Genomic DNA, 20,274 nt, shown 5'->3' on the forward strand with positions numbered 1-20,274 from the left:
TGGAGAGCGCATACCTGCCGCTACCCAAATCTGCTTCCCGCCTCGGTGAACGTATACCCGCTGGCGATAATGCCTTCTTGCACCACCTCGTTCGACATCTGGTGGTCATATTCCTGCTCAAGCTGGCGATAGAGCCATCGCGCGAGATCTCGGAGGGCGTCTGAAACGCCTTCCTCGGCGTTGGCGGTTGGAGGCTGAGATCGATCGCTGTTTCGCTCGACAGAAATCTCCATGCTGTGCTCGTGGTAGTATCGGCCCCGATGCGTGACGCGGGCCTCAAGGGCATAGAGGTTCTTGTGCTGGATCTGCTGAAGCTGGTCGGCGATTGTGGCCAGCCGCATATCCCTTGGCGCATAGGCTCGGATGGCGCGGGACGCGCCTTTCCGATAGCTATAGCTGCCTTCGAAGCACGCGCCGTCACCCTGGCTCGCAAACCCTGAAAACCAGATGCAGGACTTCTGGCAGGTACCGCCGCCATAGAGGCGCACAGGCCGGGTTGCGAGAACCACACCGAGGATCTCGCAGATGCGCTCGAAATCCTCGAAGACTGTAACATGCCAGTCGTCATGGGCAGACGCCTGACGATACCAATCGCGAGCGCGCTCCTGGGCGCGCTCATCCAACTCATCGAAGGTGTAGACGGTTGTTTCGATCAACTCAGGCATCGGAAATCTCCCGGATCAGGAGATGAGGATCGAGATCGATCTCGATTTTCTGGGTGCGCCCCATCCATGGCACAGGCTGGATCGCTCGAGCCCAGTCCGCGAAACTCGGGATGAAACCGAGATCCTCGGTGACATGCTGCTCGCCGACCCAGCGTGTCGGGATGACGCGGCCCGACGAGAGGGTGATCGTCACACCGAAGATCGTCTCGGCCATGAAGATGCCCTCGGCATGATGCCGGAGCGCCCTGTGCCGGAAATCCGCAACGATCTCCTTCGACGCGTCGAACCAGGTGTGGATCGCAAGATAATCGTCGACGGTGCCGCCCCATTTTTTGCTTGAGGAGAGAGCGTGGTGATAGGGATGAGCCATGATCGCCTCCGCTCAGAACGTGTGGGAGGAGAATTCGGTGACGGTCATCCGCTCGTGATAGTCGAGCCGGATTTCCTGAGGGGTAACGTCGAAGACGAACTCCCCATAGGCACCTTCATTGAGCTCCCATCCGCCATGGGTTTCGCTGAGGGCGTCGTAGACCAGATGCTCGATCGCTTCGGTCAGCGTCATCTCGCGGGGCTCCGGTTCGCTCTTTCCCCAGACAATCGCGACAATGCTGATCGCCTGGTCGGGTAGCGGAAGGATCATGTTGGCGGCATCGCGCGCCTCGATGCTCTCGATCTGCCCGCTATCGCCGTAGCCATCAAAGCTGACGGTGACGGTTGCGACGCCAGCGCCGGCGAGCGCAGCAAAGACGGCAGATTTGTTCGCGGGGCGCAGAGCTGCGCGTTGTAACTTCTCGGCTTCAATCTCAGCCATGATGTCGGACATCGTCACCGGAAGGGCGATGAGTGTCGGTTCGGGCGTTGCGGGACTATTGGCTTCGTTGGCCATGGGGCTCTCCAGAATGAAAAAGCCCGACACGAGACAGGCTCGGCCGGGCAGGGGATCGATGAGGCAAGGAAGGGCTATTCGGCGGCGATGGGATAGGTGGCCACCGATGCCAGGCCCTCGGTCAGGAAGGCTGGGAGCGTGACAGCCTCTGAATTGGCATCCTCACTCCCTTCGCTCGCGGGCTGTGTGGGAGCTTCGACCGTCGTGGCAGATGGGGCGACAAGCGCGTGCGAGCCCATTTCATGCGTCGATCGCAAGGGGGCCGGCAACCAGTTCGCGCCAGTGACAAGGCGCTCGGCCTCGGTCGCCATGTCAGACTTCTTGAGGTGATCGATCATTTGTGCCGCCGCCTCGCCCTTCACCTCACGTACCGTCGCGAGGATCTGGGATTTCGTGACCTTCCCGAAGAAGCTTTTCGAGGTCGCAGCCCAATGGCGGCGCATATCGAGAACAACATGATCCGCAAGCCGGTCGGCATGAGCGAGTTCACGGGTGCGGCGGATATGCGGGAGTTGCAGTGCATTGACGCCTGTCGAGACGCACCAAGCGAAGAGGGCTGCGAGCGCATCCGCATCAAAAGCGACGAGGGCGTCCCAGAGATCAGCCGGATTCTTCGGTAGCATCCCGGCCCAGCGCGCCTGGCGAGCGCTCATGCGGTTGGCGACATCGCTTTCGCCAAGCTCGGCAGCATGGGCATCCAACGAGGAGGACCGGACATCGAGTTCGAGACAGGTTTCCGAACCGGCGAAGCGATAGAAGCTCTTGAGCACCAGGGCATGGGTCAAGGTGAGGAGCGCGGTATCGGGATCATCGGCGAGCGATTCCCGAAGGGCGAGCGTCCGATAGGCCGTGAGTTCAGCGACAAGGCGATCGGAGAGGCGGGCAGTGGTCTCGATTTCGACGTCATCGGCGTCCTCTGACGCGTTCGGCCCAGCGCCTCCAGACTGACCGGACAAAGCAGAATCATCGCCTGTGGTCGGATTGCCCGACGGCTGACCAGATGTGCTCGGAACCCGATCTTCGGGGCGGACATAGCCAGCCTCGATGCGCAGACGACCATCATGCTCGATGCTCACGAAAACGCCGGCATGGGCGATTTCGTGAGGGATGAAGATTTCGGAGCGTTCATCGACCGTGGCGAGGATGTCCTCGAGCTCGCCCATGCGCAGGTCGATTTCCTCGGGAAGCTCCTCGACGCCCTCGAATTTCTCCGACAGCGCGTTGTATTCGGCAAGGGCGGCGTCATAACGCGCCTGCTCATCAGCCGAGACCGGCACCGGTGTCGGTGAGAGCCGTGTCAGTCCGTTAAGATGGCCATAGGGGAAGCTGAGGGCCGTTTCGACCCATTTCCAGCCCTCGGTGGCGATGGCCTTGGCCTCTTCGGCCAGCTTCTCCGTCGCGAGGCGATCCAGCAGCGCGACATCCTGGAACCAGCCACCCCCATCATCCGAGAAGAGGTCACGGAGGATCAAACCGCCTGCCGCCTCATAGGCCGCAGCACCCACGAAGAGGACACGCCGATCATTGCCCCTGACCGCACCTTCCGTGAGAAGGCGGCGGATGACATACGGTTCCTTGTTGTAGCCATGCCGGATCTGCTCCCAGACCGCCTCCTGACGGGCATGGTCTGCGGTCACGCAGAACGCCATGAGTTGATCGAGCGTCATCTCGTCCTCGGCATAGGCCGCAAGCAGGGTCAGGCTTGCAGAGGCGAGCTTCAGGCGTTGGTGAACGATCTGCGGCGAGACAAAAAACCGTGCCGCGATCTCATCGACCGAAAGCCCTTCGTCGTCGGCCAAAGCCTTGAAGGCCCGGAACTGGTCGAGCGGATGAAGACCGGCGCGCATCACATTCTCGGCAAGGGAATCCTCGATCTCGATGCCCGTGGATTTGACGAGACAAGGGATCAGGTGATCAGGGTTGATGCGTCCTTCAGTCTGCAGCTTCTGCAGGGCGGCAAGACGCCGCCCACCGGCCTGGACCGCGAACTGACCGGTCTCGTCGCCGGCCTCATTCTTCAATGGACGCACAGAAAGCGACTGCAAGAGCCCACGACGCGCGATGTCCTCCGCGAGATCGTCAATGCTCACGGCGGCTCGAACCTTCCGGACGTTGGCAGCAGAAGCGACGAGCTGGGAAAGGGGAATCTCGCGAGGGGCGGCGAGGGCACCAACTATGGGCCTGTGAGTAACAGTGCTGGAATCCGTCTGGGTCATGTCCGTCATCTCCGCGACGGCCGGGGAAGAACCTCTCTCTTCCCCTCTCAAACCGTCACAAACGGCCCGAAATCACCTCTTCCTCCAGCCAAAGCCAGATGGACGTAAACCCCGACAGTTTCATAAAAAACGGTCAATACATGATCTAATATATTGCAGATTGTATTGTACGAAAGTCTATGGCATGGCTCCGCGCTTTCCGCCCACGGCACAGACGGGGAGACCAATGCCGGAAAGCCTGAAGATACCAAAGATACCAGAGCGTGCGCCGATCGATACGCTGCTCCCCTATCTGCAGACATGCCCTGAAGCAAACGTCAAAGAGCTGATTGCTCGCAATCTCGCGACCGGCGTGTTTTACAACGATCCGAACGAGGTTCTCTACTGGGCGACGGTCCAGATCGCCTATTCCGGCAAAGGTCTGCACGCATCACTTATCTCTGAAGCGATTGACCGATTGGGCAAACTGGCGCCGGTGAACCACTAGAACGGATTTCCCTCCGACCCGGCCCAATGGGAACGGTCATCCATCCGAAGGTCTCTCATTGTGCGATCTATTGCGTATCGTAGAAAATGTATGCACGCTGCAGCCAATCATTGGATCATGGATCGGGCAGGCAGATGGCTCCCAAAGCGGGGCGCGGCAGAACCGCGGAAAAGACATTGGCATCGGTACTCGGCATCAGGCTTGAACAGCTTGCGGCTGACCACGAGGATCTGGCGAGCTTTCTAGCCAAGGTCGGGATTTCTCCGGGGACCTACTACCTGCTCGTCAAGGGCGACGCCAACCCGACGCTCGATACCCTCGAACTCATCGCGAAGGGTCTGGGGCTCTCGGTCTGGGAACTCCTCGGGCTCAACGATGGCGTTGTGAAGAAAGCGCTGGATGCCCGGGACATTGATCTCGAGGCCATAAAGGCTTCCAGTCGGGCACGCGTCGAGGCGCTCGCGCAACTCGAAAGCCAGCGCGTCGAGTTCAAAAAGAAATCCACGGGGCAGGCGAAGAAGCCGGACAACGAAGCTTGAGCGCCTGATGTTCAACAACATTCTATTTTGTTGAACATCAAGCGCTCAATCATGCCGGGTTCTTTGGAAGCACCTCGACGCTTGCGGCCCCAGCGGCCGAAGCGAGCGCTCGATCAAGTGTCACAAGAGGCAAGCGTTTGCGCTGTGCGAGTTCCAGATAGGCAGCGTCATAGACCGTAAGCCCATGGTAATCCGCCAGTTGTAGCGTCGCCTTCCAGGCATGCCGTTCTGTCTCAGGATCAATCGAGATTTCCAAAGCGGAGAGATCAGCAAGAGCATCGCTCCGCTCTTGCGGCGATATCCGCTCTCGCCGTATGGCAACAGTCAGCGAATTGGCGACTTCCAGAACCCAAAGAGCGGGAACGACGGCACCCTGCTCAGCGATCTGATCGAAGATTGTATCAATTGCGGGCGTGGACTCGTCACTGAAAATCCATGCCAGTGTCGCCGAGCTATCCAGAACAAGGCTCATTTCCGGCCTTCATTCTTATAGGCGATCCAGTCGTCAACGGAGAGAACGGGACCGGTTCTATTCAGTTTGCGGGCACGAATCCGGGCTACTGCCTCGCGAGCAGCCTGGCGATCGCGCGCTTCATGCTCGGGAATGAGGCGCGCGATGGGCTTTCCATGGCGAGTGATCACAACCTCCTCGCCCTTTTGGACGAGATCCAGCAGTGACCCGAGTGTGTTCTTTGCCTCGAACGCACCGATTTCGCGCATAGCTATTCTCCAAACCAGCTTACCTAGCTTAAAATAAGCCCGCTAGGCAGCCGATGCAAGCGGAACTTACAGATATCCGTGGTCGCCAGGCGCATGAGAATATCCCGCGTCACAGCGGGATAGAGCACATTGGCGTCGAGGAGCGCGGTGTAGGTCATCCCCGCTCAGTATCCCATGCCCTGCTCCTGAGCGTCGGCAACAAGAGCGTCGAGCACGGCTTCCCGGTCACGGTCGATCCGCGCCTTATAGGCCATGACGTCTTCCATTCTGACCCGGCGGTGCTTCCCAACTTTCCGGTGCGGAATGGCATTATCCTCAAGAAGCTTGATCAAAAACGGACGCGAGACATTGAGAACCCCGGCAGCTTGCACGGTCGTGAGCTCGGCATTCTCAGGGATGATGGTCACGCCTTGACCAGCAGCCATCGCGCCAAGGATATCCAGCAGGAGGTCAATGGCGACGGCAGGAAGCTCGATCGGCGCCTCCTGTCCGCGATCAATCACACGGACACGCAAAGGCTCGCTTCTGCGGACAAGCGAACCCAGGCGCTGAGCCGAGGAACGGGCAAGCGTAATTTCAGCCTGGTTGGGCGGCGGAGCACGATGTGCGGTGGTGGCGCGGGACATGACACTCTCTCTGATGGTGCTTGCGCACTCTTAAACGCATTAAGTGCTACAAATGAAATAAGTGCAAAGATTGTCAAGCGCCATGTCTGACGTGCCGCATTGGAAGGCAGCGCTTGGCCTGTGACTTAAACCTCTCCCGAGCCCACCATGATATCCGTCGCGGCCGGCGCTGGTGGCACGGCAGCAACAGGTTGGCCAGGCGGAAAATCCCCTGGCCCCTGCTCGCATGCGGGCGTGTTGGGATTGTTCTGACAATTCGGGTCGGCATTGGATTGCGCGGCGCGCGCCATGTCGCAGATGGTTGTGCCGTTCGAATCCGCGAAGCCCGAACAGCGCCCGGAATTCACCATGGTCTGGCAATTGCCAACACCGAGCTGGATGCAGGCGGCGATAAAGCTCGCATCCACGCGTCGCCCATCAAACACGCCCATTTCGGTCAGACGGAGGACTACACCGGTTCTGTATCCGTCATTGGTCAGGCGCGCCCAGGCATCGACCTGCTCCTGCAGGCTCATGCAGCCAAAGGTCTCTCGATCGACACCGGCATAGTCGCGAACGTTCCGATTGTTGAGCTGGAAGATGCCGGTGCAGCAGCTCCCATTGTAGACGCCCTTGTTTCCACCCGATTCAAAGCGGCCAAGCCCACCGAGGGAACAGGAGGTCGCTTTCAGCTCATCCCGGAGCGGCGAGGCGTTCACGGCGTTGGTGATCTCCTGAGCGGAGTAATTGGTGCGCTCGCAATATTGCTGGCGCTGAGCCGTAGCCGAGAACGGCATCAACAGAGCGACGAGAGCAAGCATTGCTGCACGGGAGAGTTGGCCCTGCTTCCACCTCTGGAGGTACAACATCACGGCAACCGGAACTCGCGGGAGCAGCGAGATGCCCACTGGCCGCCGATCAAGGCACGCATCCGAACCACACGCCGCGCCGGATCAAACTGCACCTGCACGCTGTCATGCTGGTTGGCCAGAGGCGCCCCTTGCTCAGGTGGCTCAACGAGGCAGCCGGTATCCTCTATCGCGATCTGGACATTCCCGCCGGATACCAGCGCGATCTTCAGCGGACAAACCGAAGCTTCTCGTCCGCTGGCATTGTGGTTCGCGCCATTGTCGCATTGTCGGGATGTCAGGACGGACACCACGAGGCGCTGATCGCCGAGTGCGAACGTCGATGCGAGCGCATTGATCCAGGCGTTACGCCCGCCAAGATCGCGCTTGAGTTCTTTTTCGACGAAGTCATTCTGGGATCGGATTTCAGCCGGCCACATCGTGGTCTGCAGAATATCCGTCGAGGATTTCTCGCGGAGATCGCGGAACTCCATCGACGTCCACTCGGCGTTCTGGGCGAGGGCAGAGCCACTGGTGGCGCCGAGAAGCACCCCCATCAAAAGGCCAAATTCGACAGGTCTCATCTCTTACTCTCCTCTCACGGGGACCGATTGCGAACAGCCGTCCACGGCCTCTCCTCCTGCCACGACACCGAGGCGGATCGCGCGGGATCTGGGGTCATATGATGCATAGGCGCGCGGCCCCGCACCGCCTGCGGAAGCACCCACGAAACAGGCCTTGCCCTCGCGGATCGTCGTCCCGTTGGGATCGAAGCGCACGAGACGCATTGGACAAATCAAGACCTGCGGCGCGACGGGCCGAGGCTCACATGCCCCTTCGACCTGCAGGATCGACAACATGACCACGACTTCTGGGGAGCGGATCACGACATTGGCGGCCATGGCTGATTGGCCACCTAGAGACGAATTGAGCGGGGCACTCTTAGACTTGGAGAAAGCTGCAAGCCGGTCATGCCAGAGCCGTGCCGTGGGCAACTGGTTCGGTCCGACGAGGCGAAGATCGACCATCGTCAGGGGTCGCCAGGCTTTGGCCGGATGCGGCTCGCTTTCGGCTCTCGAGATGGCAGGGGCAGCGCACTGCATGCCCATCGCCAGAGAGCATATCAAAAGCCAGCGCTTCATCGTGGCGCTCCAGGTCCAACGGGTTGAGCCGCGCGGAGCGTCTTGAGAATGATCGGCCCAGGCTCGGGTAAATCGACAAAAGCCCAGAGACCTGCCTTCGCCCGTTTCGCATCGAGTTCGGCCACAAAGTAGGGCAGGTGAACCGGCTTGCCGTCGGGCTGAAGTGCGGCGAATGCGAAACCCGAGGCGATCAGCGCTGTGCCAAGGTCAATCCGCGATCCTGAGGAACTGCTTCCTTTCGCTGCAGCGACGCAGGTAACGTAGCGGATACCGTTGGGCGCACCTTCGAGAACGTGCGCACAGAGCGGCCGATAGTCCCGGATCAGGCTGATGAGCATCGCGAGGCTCGCTTCGCCGCAATCCCGCTTCTGGCCCGAGGCATTGGTGAAAGCCGTGCCTCGAAGGCAGGCCTGAACGCCATAGAGTCTGAAGCGCTGTCCGCCAGCGATCCAGCTATCGCCGGTCTCAAAAATTGCATTTTCGGGGATGGCGGCCCAGGGCGAAGTCTGTGCTGCCGAGGGCAACGACGCCACGAGCACACCCGCAGCCAACAGCCAGCTTGATCGGGCCATCGCTCAATAGCCCCGAAGTGAAAAATAGAACCGCGACGTCTGACCACCGCTGGTGATGTCGACGTAATGCGGGTTTTCCCGCTGGGGCCTCGGGATTGGCAGGTCGGCGGGATCACAAACCGGACCGTTATCACCACGGCTTTGGCAGGCACGTTCGAGCCGTGTTGGATCCGCGCATTGGTCGCCATTGGGATCGGGCCGCAAGGGCTCAGGACCGTTGTCACCGCCCGTCGGGCGCCCCCCGGAATACGCAATCATTGGCGCCGGGCAGGGAAGATAAGGATCATAACCGAGCCCGCCAGCATTACCTTCGGGGCAGGTTGGCCAGGGACGACCACGGGCGAGCATCCGGAAGAGCTGCGTCATCACCGGCACGCAATAAGGAATGCCGGACCAGGATGGGTTCGAGGCGGCAGCACAAAGCAGAACCTTGCAGCCGAACGAGGCATCCTTTGCGTGCGCAGGCAGGGATGGCGTCATTGCCAACATCGCGGCAGTGGCGCCTGCGATCGCATATCGACGCAGCGGAAAGACCAGAAACATGTGGAGACTCGACCCGCCCCAAAAAGGAGCATTTGTTGCGTTGACTTTAATACATTGTTTATTGCATATCGCTTGAAAGAGATCACCGCAACCCCAGAACGGTGATCCCTATGATTCGAATTGTCAGCGCCGGCCTCGCCCTTCTTGTCGCCGGATCAGGAGCTGTGATGGCGCAGAACGCGCAAAATCCTGCCGGATCGCCTGCCCACATGTCGGCAAAGGTCGAGGCGCGACTGCCGCCGACGCGCGTGTCGCTTCGCGAGGCGCCCGCGCCGCAGCCAAACGCCATTCTCGACGCGCATGGGCGTGTTGTTCCCTTGGCCGCTGTGAATGTCGACGCGGTGCATCCAGGTAGGGAATGCAGCACGGCGAGTCGCATGCGGCCGGCCGAAATCCGTAAGATCGCGGAGGCGGAGGCAGAGCGGATCGGGCTGTCGCAAGATCTGGTTGTCGCCGTGATCCGCGCAGAAGGCCTTGTGGGTCCTGATACATCCGCAACAGGCGCTGCGATGCTCAAACAGGGGTCTGCGGAGGGATCCTGCGCCGATCAGGAAGGCGCCATTCGCAAGGCTGTCGCGCATCTCGCACGCATGCGCCAGCTCTACCCGGCGCCGGTTCACCACCTCACGGCCTATCGCGAGGGAGAGGAAGCGTTCCTAGCGAGTGGTGGTCTTCCTGAACGTGCCGAGACCCTGCGATTCGTTGTGACCGCCTTGAATGAACTCGCGACGCCTCCGGGCGAACTCCCGGCAGCCAGTCGGTCCCAGAGCGCCAGAAGAGCAGGAGCTCCACCAGCTGTGGCCGCGCCGCAAACAGCGGCCAATCGCACACCTCAAGCCGGAAACCCCGACCCCCGCTGGGTCTCGGGCTTTGTGTTTAACCTCGAGTAAGTGATCATGACATCAGCGTATCCACGTTCCGCCGCCCGCTTTGCCGGGATCGCCGCCGCAATCCTCTTTTTCGCTGGGGAGGCCTTCGCACAAGGCACGCTCCAGCCGGTACAATCGACGCTGCAGACCCTTGTTCAGGCGCTGACGGGACCGATCGCCACCTCGCTTGCCATTCTCGCGGTCATCGCCTGCGGCTTCCTTGCCTTCACTGGCCGATTGACATGGGGCATTGCCGGCTCAGTCATCTTTGGGATCGTGCTGGTCTTCGGCTCCGCACAAATCGTCCAGTTCTTCCAATCGGCTGTCGGCCGATGACCGAGAACGATCTCGAAAAGCCCCTGATCGTTCCGCTCGTGCGGGCACTGACGCGCGCGCCGACGCTGATGGGCGTGCCCTACATGTATTTCATGATGAACGGTGTTGCGACCGCCGTCATTTTTCTGGCGAGCCACAACTTGGCCATGCTGCTCGTTGCGATCCCGCTGCATCTCTTCGGGTTCGTCATGACCCTTCGCGACGAGCGCATTTTCGAAATCCTCTTCGTCCGCTCCACGAAATGCCCACCCCGCTCTCGCGCCTTCTGGGGTGCGGACAGCTATTCCGTGTGAGGCAGGGATGGTTGCGCGGGCACTTCTAACGGAAATGACCTTTGGGACGGCTGCCAGTCGCGAGCGCCCGCTCGGGATCCATATCCCCTATGCCCGTCATGTCGATGATCGCACCATCAGAACCAAGACGGGCCTCCTCCTGACGACCCTCAAGCTCGAGGGCTACTGTTTCGAAACAGCTGATATGAGCGAGATCAACGCGCGCATGATGGCGCGCAACGATCTCGTGCGCATGCTCGGGAATTCCCGTTTCGCGCTTTACCAGCACATCATCCGCCGCGAGGTCGAACCCGGCATACCCTCGACCTTTGACAACGCTTTCTGTGCCGAGCTCGACCGTCGCTACCATCAGGCGCTCGGGAAACGCCGGATGTTCGTCAACGACATCTACCTCACGATTCTCCGCCGCCCTCTCCAGGGACAGGCCGGCAATTTCGAAGGCCTCCTTGCAGCCATTCTCGGCAAGAAGACCGCTGGCGGCCATTCTGCGGATGAAGCGGAAGCTCTCTCTGAACTCAGCGATGTCACAACAGCCATTCGGGAAACCCTGGGGGCCTATGGCGCAAGAAGCCTTTCGGTCGAAGCCCGTGACGGCATCTGGCATTCCGAGCCGCTCGAGTTCTTGCTCCAGCTGGTCAATGGCGGTGTGCCGCGTCCCATGCCCTTGCCCCGCATGCCGCTCGATGAAGCGCTCTCCCAAAAGCGCATTTTCTTTGGTCGCAACGCCGTCGAAATCCGAGGGGCTTCCGATGCCGAGACCCGCTTTGGCGCGATGCTCTCGATCCGGGAATACCCCGCTTTTTCCGGTCCGGGATCCCTCGACCTCCTTCTGAAGGTCCCGCACGAGTTTATCCTGACCCAGAGCTTTGCGATTATCGATCGGCCGGAAGCTGCCAAGCAAATCGACCGCGTGACGCGCCAGGTCGATATGTCGGATGAAGCGGAATCCGTCGTCGCAGACCATCTCGCGATCGCAAGGGACGAACTTCTCGCGTCAGAAGCGATCTATGGCGAACACCATTTCTCGGTGATGCCGCTCGGGCGCAATCTCAACGAGGTCTATGCCGCGATCACCGCGCTTGGCGCGGCACTCACCGATCGCTCCGTCATCTGGGTGCGCGAGGATCTCAATTGCGAGCCCGCCTTCTGGGCGCAGCTCCCAGGAAACTTCGCCTATATCGCGCGCAAGGCCACGCTCTCCTCGAAGAATTTCTCCGGCTTTGCTTCGCTCCACAATTACCCCTCGGGACAAGCCAGGGGGAACCATTGGGGTCCCGCACTCTCGGTCTTCGAGACGAGTTCCCAGACCGCCTATTATTTCAATGCCCATATTCGCGACCTTGGGAACTTCACCGTGGTCGGTCCCTCAGGTTCGGGTAAGACGGTCTTTCTCTCGTTTCTCTCCGCTCAGGCGCAGCGGATTGTCCCGCGCCCCAAGCTCCTCTTTGTCGACAAGGATCGTGGTGCTGAAATCTTCATACGTGCTATGGGCGGGCAATATGAGGCACTCTCACCCGGAGAACCCACGGGCTTCAACCCGCTCGCACTGCCGGATAATGGCGAAAACCGCGAGTTCCTGTTCCAGCTCTTCGCCTACATGCTGAAACCGGTCGACGATCGGCTGATGTCCGCATCCGAAGAGCAGGTCATTCGCAACGCGATCGCCGCGGTGCTCACGGGACCTATCGAAGGCAAGACACTTCCTGCCTTTGCCACGCTCCTTCGGGGCCGCATTCGCGCGGGGGAGGGCGATCTTCTCGGGCGCCTCGAGACCTGGCTGCGACAGGATCAGCGCGGCTGGCTCTTCAACAACGAGACGGACAAGTTTTCCCTCACATCCATGTTCGGCTTCGACATGACCCGCGTGCTGGATGACCCAGTCATCCGCACATCAGCGCTGATGTACATTTTCCACCGGACGAATGAGCTCCTGACGGGGGATCCCGTCATGATCTTCCTCGATGAGGGCTGGCGGCTTCTCGACGATGAGGTCTTTGCAGGGTTTATCAAGGACAAACTCAAGACGATCCGCAAGCAGAACGGGATCATCGGCTTTGGCACACAGTCTGCCGCCGATATCGTCCGTTCGAAATCTGCGAACACGCTAATCGAGCAGACCGCAACCAATATCTTTTTCCCCAATCCGAAGGCGGATGACGAGAGCTACCGGAAGGCTTTCCGGCTCTCGGCGCGTGAGGTCGAATGGATCCGGACCTCCGTGCCGGAGCAGCGCTCGTTCCTAATCAAGCATGGTCAGGACAGCGTCATCGCCAAGCTCAACCTCTCCGGCATGAGCGATCTCATCAAGGTCCTCTCGGGACGGACGGAAACCGTCGCCGAGCTCGAACTCCTGATGGAGGCGGTCGGAACAGACCCCGCGATCTGGCTCCCGATTTTCATGGGCCGGGCACCCACGCCCGGGAATGTGCCGTCATGACCCGGCTCCTCCTGATCCTGACCTCGGCACTTGTTCTCGGAAGCCATGCGCTTGCTGCCGTTCCCACCCGCGATGCCGCGATCCTCGAGAGACGGGCACAGGAAAGCGGGCACAAAACCGAGCTAAAAACCATCCTGCTCGACCACAAGAGAAAACGCGAGGGGATCAACTGCGCCGTGACCAAGGGCGGACGCGGCAATGTCCAGAATCCAGAGAGCCCGGCTAATCCCGCCACGGGGTCGAATGCCGTCCAGCGTTATGCACCCGGCGCCCCCGCTGCGCCGCTGACCGGCGCAACAGGCGGCACCCTCAGCGAACAGCAACTCGGATCAGAAACCGGCAAGGTCATCTCCGGGGTCGAAGCCACGCAAGGTACGGTTCAAGCGACCCAAGGGGCCTACCAAGCCCGCTCTGGTGAGGTCGGGTCCGCAAAGACGGTCATGGAAGCCTTCGACCAGAACAGTTCAATCCGCATCCAGAACGGGATGAGCTGGAACCAGACCATCGCCACGACGAACCTTCTCGTTCAGGCGCTCAATGCGCTCAACCTCGCGAACCAGAGTGATACCAGCCAAGGCGCGAGGGTGCTGGTCGGACCACAACCACCTGTTTTGCCTGGCCGAACATGTCCGGCCGGGATGACTGGCTCCGGGACGAGTGCAGATCCTTGCCGCCCCTCCCAATGTTCGACGACACCGTCCGGCACGCCGGCTGATCCTGCCTGCATCGTCAGGCGCTACACCGACAGCCATGGGAACGTCCTGACCTATCTCGAACTCGCTTCGCGACGGGTGCCCGACACCCCGGTGGCAGCGACCCGGCAGCCCAATACCGGGGCGATCACAGAAGCCGATCTCCTTGAAGCCCTTGCTGCAAGCCATGCGCGTGCTGCTGGCCAGAACTGAAGGAACTCCCATGCGTTACTCATGCAATTCCACCGTCATTGCTGGCCTCCTTTTTTGCCTTGGCGCTGGGCCTACTTTGGCGCAAGTGCCGGTCAATGATGCGGCCAATCTCGCCAAAGCGCAGGAGATCGCCTCCTCCACGCGGCAGATCCTCGAGACGGACCGGGAGATCCTGACGAACACACAGCGGACCTTGCAGGCGATCACCGGCGATCGCTCCTCTGTCGCACAAGGGTCGCTGGCCCAAATGGCGCTTGGCGGCGGGTTCACGATGGCCAGCGCGCCCTCCCTCGGTTCCGTGATCTCCGGCGGTACGCTCGCCTTCGGCGGCATGGGTTCGGATGCCCAAGGGATCGTCTCGAACCTCATCAACGGGCTTCAGCTCGTTCGCTCGATCACGGGCCTCATCAATGGTTCGTCACGTCCGACGGATCAAGCCTACCAGAACTCGGTCAATGTCGCGGCGACCATCACCGGTCTCGTCTCGGCAACGCAAGGGGCGGTTCAGCAGAGAAGCTCAGCCTTCATGCAGGGCGGCAACCAGATCGGCTCGGCTCCGGATCTCAAAGGATCGATCGATCAGAATACGCAGGTGCAGATCCAGACCGGGCAGACCGTCAACGAACTGACCGGCGTCGTCAACACAGCCGTGACCGCGACCAACCAGGCCAATCTCGACCGTCTCGCGGCGGCCTCCGCTGCGGCCAATGCCATGACCTATCGTCCGTTCAATGCGACCAACACCCCGGATGGGGCCGCACGATGATCGGAAGGCTGGCCCTGGCGATCGGTGTTGTGATGTTTCTCGGGGCTTGTGGACACAGGCCCCTCAAGGCGCCCTGCGAACCGGGGGATGCCCAACCTCTCTCGGCTCTGATCGTCTCGATACTACCGGAGACGCTGGGAGCGCTGATCCCGCACGGAACTGAATGCGGTCCGTTGCGCCCGCTCTGATTGGTCCTGTCGCCCGAAAGCTCGCCCGATGTCGCTCGTCACCGATCTCCTCAACAACGTGGACCGTGCAGGGAACACCTACGTCGCCAACGCCTATGGCGCGCTCGCGCAATCCCTGACCGAGGGCGGGCCCGTCTCGGTCGGCAGCCTCATGCTCACGCTCTATGTCATCTTCTGGGGAATCGGCATCTGGCAGGGAACAGCGAGCGGGGGGCCAAGCGACCACGCCTTCCGGCTCTTCCGAGCCTTCCTGATCTACACGCTCGCGACCGAGTGGGGCAGTTTCCAGAGCCTGGTCTATACCGCGATGAATGACGGGCCAGCCGCGATCGGCAACTCGCTCCTCAACACCGTCGGGTCCATGAACAATACCGGGCTCTCGATCAACCTGACCTCGGTCAATGCCGTGCAGACCGCCCTCCAGAACCTCTGGGATACAACGGGGAATGCAGTCGCGGCCTTTGTCAAGAACGCGGGCATCACCAATCCCGGTCCTTACGTGATCGCAGCGATACTCCTCATCGCCATGGCCATCCTGATCGGGTTCGGGCTCTTCCTGATCATTCTATCCAAGGTCTTCATGTGGCTGCTTCTCGGACTCGCCCCCATCTTCATCGTGCTGCTGCTCTTCGGGGTGACCTCGCGCTTCTTCTCTGGCTGGCTCGCGACGCTAGTGCAGTATTTCATCGTGCAGGTCATGGTCTATGCCTTCATCGCCTTTTATGTCGGCCTGACCCATCAGTTTTTCGATCGTCTCAACACGGCGAATAACAGCTACACAACGACGTTTGCAGACATTGCCCCGATCATCCTCGTAGCGATCATCGGCGTTCTGCTTCTCCACCAGCTCAACGCCGTTGCAGCCTCAATCGCTGGCGGGATTCCCATGGGCTATACCTGCCTCGGGCGCTTCTTCAACGCCGCAGGCAATGCCCGCATCCCGTTCACGCCAATGCTCTCGATCAATGAACGGATCGCGGCACGGCGCATGGCGCGGATGCAGAATGCCGTCGCAGGCTACCGCGAAACCGGGATACCCGCTCCGCCGGGACGAGCCCGTGAAAACCCGGATCAGAACCGCCTCGCAAACCAGCTGAGGCAACCGATTTGACGGCGCAAGCAAGCCAACGCGCCTTCACTCCCCGAACGAATTTTCAGAGATCTTGATATGACCATCCCCAATGCGGTTCAGGCGCCGCCAGCTCAAAGCAACGAGTCGCCACCAGCACAGCGACACGAGTCGCCGCCACCTCTGTCACCGTCCCGCTACTATGACGAAGCCCGGACCTGGGAACATGATATCGCGCGGCGCAACCGGAATAGCCGGGCCATCGCCTGGATCATCGCGAGCGTCATGACGATCCTCGCGGGCCTAGCGCTTCTCGCGCTCGTGTTGCTCGTGCCGCTCAAATCTTACGAGCCCTATATGGTGGTCGTCGACAAGGCGACGGGCTTCGTCGAGGTCAAACGCCCAATAGCCGAGGGCGTTCTCAATCAGGATGAAGCGGTGACGACCTTCAATGTCGTCCGCTACATCCGGATGCGCGAGACCTACGATCCCAAGGCGCTGAAGGAGAATTTTGAGATCGCGCAGCTGCTTGCGACCGGCGACGCCGCGCGTGAACTGACGGAGATCTATTCGCCAGCCAACCCGAAAAACCCGATCAAGGCTCTTGGCCTCAATACGGTCGTCGCCGTCACCATTAAATCCGTGACCTTCCCGAATAGCCGCACAGCCCTTGTGCGCTTCTCGACGGAAGAAAAAAGCCAGACCAACATCGTGACCCGTCATTGGGTATCGCTTGTGCGCTTTCGCTACACCTCGACCCCGATCCGCAATGAGTACCGCTTCGAAAACCCCCTCGGGTTTCAGGTCACAGAATATCGTCGCGATCAGGAAACAGTGCCGTCGCCGGGATCCGTTCCGGGAGCCAAGCCATGACACCCGCAACGATGACCCGCGCTGCTGTTGCCGCTGCGATGATGCTAGCGGTTCCCACCCTGTCGCATGCCGAATCCTCACCGCGCGCCGGGCAGCTCGATCCGCGCGTCCGCGATGTCGTCTACCACAAGGACAATGTGGTCGGCGTCGATGCCAGCTACGGCGTCTCGACCATGATCATCCTTGGCGAGGATGAGAAAATCGAGACGCTTGCATTGGGCGACTCCATCGCCTGGAAGGTCGAGCCCAATCGGCGCGGGAACATCATCTTCATCAAGCCGGTCGATAAGGACGCGCATTCGAATCTGAATGTTGTCACGAACAAGCGGCTCTATTCCTTCATCCTGCGCTCGGCCTTCCGCGACCCGAAACGCCAGATCTTCAAGATCCGCTTTCGCTATCCCGAGGATGATCTCGATCAACGCCTCCTCGCCAAGGCGAAAGAGCGGGCGGCGATGCCGAACATGCGCGATTTCAACCGGGCCAATGGCAATACCGAGTATGGCTTCAAGGGCTCAACCAGGATCAAGCCGGTTCTCACCTTCGATGATGGCGTGAAGACCTGGATTGAGTTCCGTCCCGAAACCGAGACACCGGCGATCTTCCTCGTCGATAAGGACAGGAACGAAAGCCTCGTCAATTTCCGGCGAGAGGGGAATTTCCTCGTCATCGACAAGGTCAATTTCCAATGGACCCTTCGGCACGGGGACGAGGTTACCTGCCTCTTCAATCTCCGTCTCGACCCAGACAACCAGCCCGTTGCCTCTCCCGCCCTTCAGCGCATCGGCTTTGATGCCAATGCAACCCCGGAGGCGCGCTGATGCCGAGCCCTCAGGACTACCGCAATCTCGAACTCGATCACGCGGCAGCGACATCCGTCGCGCGAGGCGCCACGACCTTTGGAGCGTTCCTCAAGGTCGGCGTCCCGCTCGGCGCAGTGGGGCTTGCCGCCTTTATGATCTACCAGAGCCTTTATGGAGCGAAGGGGCCGACAACGAACGCGGACCGCGAGGAGTTCCGGACGACACAATTCCCGGCGCCGAACCTCGAAGCGCCTCGGGCGCAGGTCGATACCGGACGCTTCACCCTGCCTCCGCCGGAACCTGCCCCACCCCCTCCACCGCCGCCCCCGATCGCACCCCCGGTTGCAAGCCTGGCGCCTCCGTTCGCACCACCCGATGACGGCGAGGCACGGCGATTGGCTGAACTCGAACGCCTCAGGCGTGAAGAGGAGGAGCGCCGGAAATGGGAACGCCTTCGCGCGCCACAGGTCGTCGCGGATAATGCCGATGCCTCAATGCCCGGCAGGGCAGGGGGAGACAATGCCAACGCAGCCCGAGGTCCCGCTGAGCGCGAAGACGATCCCAACCGCCGGTTCCTCGCGAGCGCGGGAAGTGCCGGCGTTGAGGTATCGACCGCCACGAAGAACAACCGCATCGATGCCCTGATCGCGCAAGGCACGTTCATCCGCGGCATTCTCGAAACCGCGATCCAGTCAGATCTTCCGGGCATGGTCCGTGCGGTGACGTCAGAGAATGTCTGGTCCTTCGATGGTCGGCGCATACTGATCCCCGCAGGCTCGCGTCTCATCGGAGAATACAAATCCGGCATCGCACAGGGGCAGACCCGTGTCTTCATCGTCTGGACCCGGCTTCTTCTGAGCGACGGCGTATCGGTCCAGTTGGCATCATTCGGGACCGATAGTCTCGGGCGCGCCGGCAGCTCTGGATATGTCGATAATCATTATTACGAGCGCTACGGCTCAGCCGTGCTCCTCAGCCTCGTCGGCGGTGTCTCCCAGTTCATTGCCGGTCTCGGTCAATCGAGCCAAAGCCAGCAGGGCCGCACGATCACCGTAACCGATCCTGTTACGGGGCAGACCTCGACGACAACCATTCAGCCCGACGGCATGCTCGGCAATGCGCGCCAGATCGGCGCGCAGCAGGTCTCGCAAACCCTGACCAATCTCGCGAATGAGGCCCTGAAAAATTCGATCAACATTCCGCCGACGATCCATATCAACCAGGGCACACCCATCACGGTCTTCGTCCGGCGCGATCTCGATTTTTCGCTGTTCTATCCGGACCCGGTCCGCGAAGCGCTCTCCGAGATCAAGGCAGAGATGAAGCGCGGGCCTATTCCTGCAACACCAGCGCCAGCGTCTATGCCAAGCGGCCGGATCGTCAAATGAGCCTCCGCCCGCTCGCTAAAACAGGAGCTTTGCATGAGACGGTTTTTGTCGAGACCGCTATGCAACCGCTCAGGCCCTGGCTCGACAATCCTAACGTGGTCGAGATCTGCGCCAATCGCCCGGGTGAAATCTGGGTTGAGGTGATTGGCGCCCCCGCGATGGTCCGGCATGAGCTGCCCGCCCTGACAGTCGGGGCCCTCCGCCATTTCGCGGAGCGCGTTGCGGGACATACGGGGCAATCGATCAATGAAGAACACCCACTCCTCTCGGCCGCCCTTCCATCAGGAGAGCGGTTTCAGGGGGTCCTGCCACCAGCGACAACGGAAGGTGGCGCCTTCGCAATCCGAAAACAGGTTATCAAGGAGATGCGCCTCGAAGATTACCGGCGCATGGGTTCCTTTGATCGCGTCAAAGCAAGCGGGGCAGGGGAACTCACTGACCTCGACCGTGAGCTCTGCACACTTCTTGAGGCGAACGAGATCGAGACTTTCATTCGTCTCGCAGCACAAAACCGGATCTCGATGCTCGTCTCGGGTGGCACGTCCTCGGGCAAAACGACATTCCTCAATGCCGTCCTGAAGGAGGTTCCCGTCGAGGAGCGTATCCTATCGATCGAGGATACACGGGAGTTGAAACCCCACCAGCCGAACTACCTGCCGCTTGTCGCCTCCAAAGGTGATCAGGGTCAGGCGCGTGTCACGGTCGATAGCCTCCTGCAGGCTTCGCTCCGTCTTAGACCTGACCGAATCTTCCTCGGCGAGATCCGGGGCGCCGAAGCCTATTCCTTCCTCCGCGCGATCAACACGGGGCATCCCGGATCGATCACCACGGTTCACGCCGATAGCCCCGCCGGTGCCTTCGAGCAGCTCGCCCTCATGGTCATGCAATCCGGCCTTGGCCTGAGGAAGGATGAGATCATCGCCTATATCCGGGCTGTCCTCCCCATCGTCATACAGCAAAAGAAAATCGGCGGATGGCGCGGCACGGCCGAGATCTACTTTTCGAAGATGGCGGAATGGCGCCAGGAGAACAGTCACAAGGAGAAGGGCAGGGGCGCGACAACAAAAGGATCGGCAAAGAGAGCCAGACCGCGATCCCCGAGAGCCTGATCGATTATGGCTCGT

At 60.7% G+C, this 20,274-nt stretch carries 25 protein-coding genes; 13 read left to right on the forward strand and 12 right to left on the reverse strand.

The features are described 5' to 3' along the window. Window positions 1–20 precede the first annotated feature (20 nt). From P0652_RS17565 to P0652_RS17580, 4 genes are all read right to left on the reverse strand, one after another. The gene (locus P0652_RS17565; protein ID WP_284180187.1) at window positions 21–665 is read right to left on the reverse strand and encodes a DUF8835 domain-containing pootine; all 645 of its coding nucleotides are present in this window, start codon (window positions 663–665) and stop codon (window positions 21–23) included. Next, window positions 658–1,035, reverse strand: a complete 378-nt coding sequence (locus P0652_RS17570) for a DUF6915 family protein (RefSeq protein ID WP_284180188.1) — start codon at window positions 1,033–1,035, stop codon at window positions 658–660. The genes P0652_RS17565 and P0652_RS17570 overlap by 8 nt, the downstream gene beginning before the upstream one ends. 12 nt (window positions 1,036–1,047) lie before the next feature. Then, window positions 1,048–1,551 carry a DUF6878 family protein gene (locus tag P0652_RS17575; protein ID WP_284180189.1) on the reverse strand — a complete coding sequence of 168 codons (504 nt, stop codon included), beginning with the start codon at window positions 1,549–1,551 and terminating at the stop codon, window positions 1,048–1,050. A 74-nt stretch (window positions 1,552–1,625) separates the two neighbouring features. Continuing rightward, the gene (locus P0652_RS17580; protein ID WP_502947549.1) at window positions 1,626–3,776 is read right to left on the reverse strand and encodes a ParB/RepB/Spo0J family partition protein; all 2,151 of its coding nucleotides are present in this window, start codon (window positions 3,774–3,776) and stop codon (window positions 1,626–1,628) included. Window positions 3,777–3,993: 217 nt separating this feature from the next. Between P0652_RS17580 and P0652_RS17585 the strand changes: the two genes are divergently transcribed. Both P0652_RS17585 and P0652_RS17590 read left to right on the forward strand, forming a co-directional pair. Continuing rightward, entirely contained in the window at window positions 3,994–4,254 is a 261-nt protein-coding gene (locus P0652_RS17585) for a hypothetical protein (protein WP_284180190.1), read from the forward strand. Window positions 4,255–4,430: 176 nt separating this feature from the next. Then, entirely contained in the window at window positions 4,431–4,793 is a 363-nt protein-coding gene (locus tag P0652_RS17590) for a helix-turn-helix transcriptional regulator (RefSeq protein WP_284180191.1), read from the forward strand. A 49-nt stretch (window positions 4,794–4,842) separates the two neighbouring features. On the opposite strand, the gene P0652_RS17595 is transcribed toward P0652_RS17590, so the two are convergent. The 8 genes from P0652_RS17595 to P0652_RS17630 form a co-directional block, all read right to left on the reverse strand. Next, complete coding sequence (locus tag P0652_RS17595) at window positions 4,843–5,265, reverse strand: type II toxin-antitoxin system VapC family toxin (RefSeq protein ID WP_284180192.1); 423 nt, start codon at window positions 5,263–5,265, stop codon at window positions 4,843–4,845. After that, on the reverse strand, window positions 5,262–5,513 hold the full coding sequence (locus P0652_RS17600) for a type II toxin-antitoxin system Phd/YefM family antitoxin (protein WP_284180193.1): 252 nt from the start codon (window positions 5,511–5,513) through the stop codon (window positions 5,262–5,264). The genes P0652_RS17595 and P0652_RS17600 overlap by 4 nt, the downstream gene beginning before the upstream one ends. A gap of 164 nt (window positions 5,514–5,677) precedes the next feature. Then, window positions 5,678–6,139: an excisionase family DNA-binding protein gene (locus P0652_RS17605; RefSeq protein ID WP_284180194.1), complete on the reverse strand. Its 462-nt coding sequence runs from the start codon at window positions 6,137–6,139 to the stop codon at window positions 5,678–5,680. A 125-nt stretch (window positions 6,140–6,264) separates the two neighbouring features. After that, the gene (locus P0652_RS17610; RefSeq protein ID WP_284180196.1) at window positions 6,265–7,026 is read right to left on the reverse strand and encodes a hypothetical protein; all 762 of its coding nucleotides are present in this window, start codon (window positions 7,024–7,026) and stop codon (window positions 6,265–6,267) included. Next, window positions 6,987–7,523, reverse strand: a complete 537-nt coding sequence (locus tag P0652_RS17615) for a hypothetical protein (protein ID WP_284180197.1) — start codon at window positions 7,521–7,523, stop codon at window positions 6,987–6,989. Before P0652_RS17615 ends, P0652_RS17610 begins: the two co-directional genes overlap by 40 nt. Window positions 7,524–7,553: 30 nt before the next feature. Then, window positions 7,554–8,108: a hypothetical protein gene (locus tag P0652_RS17620; protein WP_284180198.1), complete on the reverse strand. Its 555-nt coding sequence runs from the start codon at window positions 8,106–8,108 to the stop codon at window positions 7,554–7,556. Further along, on the reverse strand, window positions 8,105–8,680 hold the full coding sequence (locus tag P0652_RS17625; protein ID WP_284180199.1) for a thermonuclease family protein: 576 nt from the start codon (window positions 8,678–8,680) through the stop codon (window positions 8,105–8,107). The genes P0652_RS17620 and P0652_RS17625 overlap by 4 nt, the downstream gene beginning before the upstream one ends. A 3-nt stretch (window positions 8,681–8,683) precedes the next feature. Beyond that, complete coding sequence (locus tag P0652_RS17630) at window positions 8,684–9,223, reverse strand: hypothetical protein (protein WP_284180200.1); 540 nt, start codon at window positions 9,221–9,223, stop codon at window positions 8,684–8,686. Between the two features lie 167 nt (window positions 9,224–9,390). Here P0652_RS17630 and P0652_RS17635 point away from each other — a divergent pair, with 167 nt between their 5' ends. The 11 genes from P0652_RS17635 (at window position 9,391) to virB11 (ending at window position 20,259) form a co-directional block, all read left to right on the forward strand. After that, window positions 9,391–10,113 carry a hypothetical protein gene (locus P0652_RS17635; protein ID WP_284180201.1) on the forward strand — a complete coding sequence of 241 codons (723 nt, stop codon included), beginning with the start codon at window positions 9,391–9,393 and terminating at the stop codon, window positions 10,111–10,113. Between the two features lie 6 nt (window positions 10,114–10,119). Continuing rightward, window positions 10,120–10,428, forward strand: a complete 309-nt coding sequence (locus P0652_RS17640; protein ID WP_284180202.1) for a TrbC/VirB2 family type IV secretion system protein — start codon at window positions 10,120–10,122, stop codon at window positions 10,426–10,428. Further along, complete coding sequence (locus tag P0652_RS17645; protein ID WP_284180203.1) at window positions 10,425–10,721, forward strand: VirB3 family type IV secretion system protein; 297 nt, start codon at window positions 10,425–10,427, stop codon at window positions 10,719–10,721. Before P0652_RS17640 ends, P0652_RS17645 begins: the two co-directional genes overlap by 4 nt. Before the next feature lie 7 nt (window positions 10,722–10,728). Beyond that, window positions 10,729–13,158 (forward strand): VirB4 family type IV secretion/conjugal transfer ATPase, encoded by a 2,430-nt coding sequence (locus tag P0652_RS17650; protein ID WP_284180205.1) that lies wholly within the window; start codon window positions 10,729–10,731, stop codon window positions 13,156–13,158. Beyond that, window positions 13,155–14,063: a hypothetical protein gene (locus P0652_RS17655; RefSeq protein ID WP_284180206.1), complete on the forward strand. Its 909-nt coding sequence runs from the start codon at window positions 13,155–13,157 to the stop codon at window positions 14,061–14,063. Before P0652_RS17650 ends, P0652_RS17655 begins: the two co-directional genes overlap by 4 nt. 10 nt (window positions 14,064–14,073) lie before the next feature. Further along, window positions 14,074–14,829 (forward strand): type IV secretion system protein, encoded by a 756-nt coding sequence (locus P0652_RS17660; protein ID WP_284180207.1) that lies wholly within the window; start codon window positions 14,074–14,076, stop codon window positions 14,827–14,829. A 216-nt stretch (window positions 14,830–15,045) separates the two neighbouring features. Beyond that, on the forward strand, window positions 15,046–16,128 hold the full coding sequence (locus P0652_RS17665; protein WP_284180208.1) for a TrbL/VirB6 family protein: 1,083 nt from the start codon (window positions 15,046–15,048) through the stop codon (window positions 16,126–16,128). A gap of 57 nt (window positions 16,129–16,185) precedes the next feature. Then, window positions 16,186–16,959 carry a VirB8 family type IV secretion system protein gene (locus P0652_RS17670; RefSeq protein ID WP_284180209.1) on the forward strand — a complete coding sequence of 258 codons (774 nt, stop codon included), beginning with the start codon at window positions 16,186–16,188 and terminating at the stop codon, window positions 16,957–16,959. After that, window positions 16,956–17,780, forward strand: a complete 825-nt coding sequence (gene virB9 / locus P0652_RS17675; protein WP_284180210.1) for a P-type conjugative transfer protein VirB9 — start codon at window positions 16,956–16,958, stop codon at window positions 17,778–17,780. Before P0652_RS17670 ends, virB9 begins: the two co-directional genes overlap by 4 nt. Further along, window positions 17,780–19,150, forward strand: a complete 1,371-nt coding sequence (gene virB10 / locus P0652_RS17680) for a type IV secretion system protein VirB10 (protein ID WP_284180211.1) — start codon at window positions 17,780–17,782, stop codon at window positions 19,148–19,150. Before virB9 ends, virB10 begins: the two co-directional genes overlap by 1 nt. 59 nt (window positions 19,151–19,209) lie before the next feature. Beyond that, window positions 19,210–20,259 (forward strand): P-type DNA transfer ATPase VirB11, encoded by a 1,050-nt coding sequence (gene virB11 / locus P0652_RS17685; protein ID WP_284180212.1) that lies wholly within the window; start codon window positions 19,210–19,212, stop codon window positions 20,257–20,259. Window positions 20,260–20,274: the final 15 nt, after the last annotated feature.

This window comes from Rhabdaerophilum sp. SD176 (genome assembly GCF_030143245.1).
Classification (GTDB): Bacteria; Pseudomonadota; Alphaproteobacteria; order Rhizobiales; family Beijerinckiaceae; genus Rhabdaerophilum.

What these genes read in the sequence shown, in the direction of transcription:
- P0652_RS17565 (WP_284180187.1), bottom strand. Translation starts at nt 665, where the DNA reads ATGCCTGAGTTGATCGAAACAACCGTCTACACCTTCGATGAGTTGGAT.
- P0652_RS17570 (WP_284180188.1), bottom strand. Translation starts at nt 1,035, where the DNA reads ATGGCTCATCCCTATCACCACGCTCTCTCCTCAAGCAAAAAATGGGGC.
- P0652_RS17575 (WP_284180189.1), bottom strand. Translation starts at nt 1,551, where the DNA reads ATGGCCAACGAAGCCAATAGTCCCGCAACGCCCGAACCGACACTCATC.
- P0652_RS17580 (WP_502947549.1), bottom strand. Translation starts at nt 3,776, where the DNA reads ATGACGGACATGACCCAGACGGATTCCAGCACTGTTACTCACAGGCCC.
- P0652_RS17585 (WP_284180190.1), top strand. Translation starts at nt 3,994, where the DNA reads ATGCCGGAAAGCCTGAAGATACCAAAGATACCAGAGCGTGCGCCGATC.
- P0652_RS17595 (WP_284180192.1), bottom strand. Translation starts at nt 5,265, where the DNA reads ATGAGCCTTGTTCTGGATAGCTCGGCGACACTGGCATGGATTTTCAGT.
- P0652_RS17600 (WP_284180193.1), bottom strand. Translation starts at nt 5,513, where the DNA reads ATGCGCGAAATCGGTGCGTTCGAGGCAAAGAACACACTCGGGTCACTG.
- P0652_RS17605 (WP_284180194.1), bottom strand. Translation starts at nt 6,139, where the DNA reads ATGTCCCGCGCCACCACCGCACATCGTGCTCCGCCGCCCAACCAGGCT.
- P0652_RS17615 (WP_284180197.1), bottom strand. Translation starts at nt 7,523, where the DNA reads ATGGGGGTGCTTCTCGGCGCCACCAGTGGCTCTGCCCTCGCCCAGAAC.
- P0652_RS17620 (WP_284180198.1), bottom strand. Translation starts at nt 8,108, where the DNA reads ATGAAGCGCTGGCTTTTGATATGCTCTCTGGCGATGGGCATGCAGTGC.
- P0652_RS17625 (WP_284180199.1), bottom strand. Translation starts at nt 8,680, where the DNA reads ATGGCCCGATCAAGCTGGCTGTTGGCTGCGGGTGTGCTCGTGGCGTCG.
- P0652_RS17630 (WP_284180200.1), bottom strand. Translation starts at nt 9,223, where the DNA reads ATGTTTCTGGTCTTTCCGCTGCGTCGATATGCGATCGCAGGCGCCACT.
- P0652_RS17635 (WP_284180201.1), top strand. Translation starts at nt 9,391, where the DNA reads ATGGCGCAGAACGCGCAAAATCCTGCCGGATCGCCTGCCCACATGTCG.
- P0652_RS17640 (WP_284180202.1), top strand. Translation starts at nt 10,120, where the DNA reads ATGACATCAGCGTATCCACGTTCCGCCGCCCGCTTTGCCGGGATCGCC.
- P0652_RS17645 (WP_284180203.1), top strand. Translation starts at nt 10,425, where the DNA reads ATGACCGAGAACGATCTCGAAAAGCCCCTGATCGTTCCGCTCGTGCGG.
- P0652_RS17650 (WP_284180205.1), top strand. Translation starts at nt 10,729, where the DNA reads ATGGTTGCGCGGGCACTTCTAACGGAAATGACCTTTGGGACGGCTGCC.
- P0652_RS17655 (WP_284180206.1), top strand. Translation starts at nt 13,155, where the DNA reads ATGACCCGGCTCCTCCTGATCCTGACCTCGGCACTTGTTCTCGGAAGC.
- P0652_RS17660 (WP_284180207.1), top strand. Translation starts at nt 14,074, where the DNA reads ATGCGTTACTCATGCAATTCCACCGTCATTGCTGGCCTCCTTTTTTGC.
- P0652_RS17665 (WP_284180208.1), top strand. Translation starts at nt 15,046, where the DNA reads ATGTCGCTCGTCACCGATCTCCTCAACAACGTGGACCGTGCAGGGAAC.
- P0652_RS17670 (WP_284180209.1), top strand. Translation starts at nt 16,186, where the DNA reads ATGACCATCCCCAATGCGGTTCAGGCGCCGCCAGCTCAAAGCAACGAG.
- virB9 (WP_284180210.1), top strand. Translation starts at nt 16,956, where the DNA reads ATGACACCCGCAACGATGACCCGCGCTGCTGTTGCCGCTGCGATGATG.
- virB10 (WP_284180211.1), top strand. Translation starts at nt 17,780, where the DNA reads ATGCCGAGCCCTCAGGACTACCGCAATCTCGAACTCGATCACGCGGCA.
- virB11 (WP_284180212.1), top strand. Translation starts at nt 19,210, where the DNA reads ATGCAACCGCTCAGGCCCTGGCTCGACAATCCTAACGTGGTCGAGATC.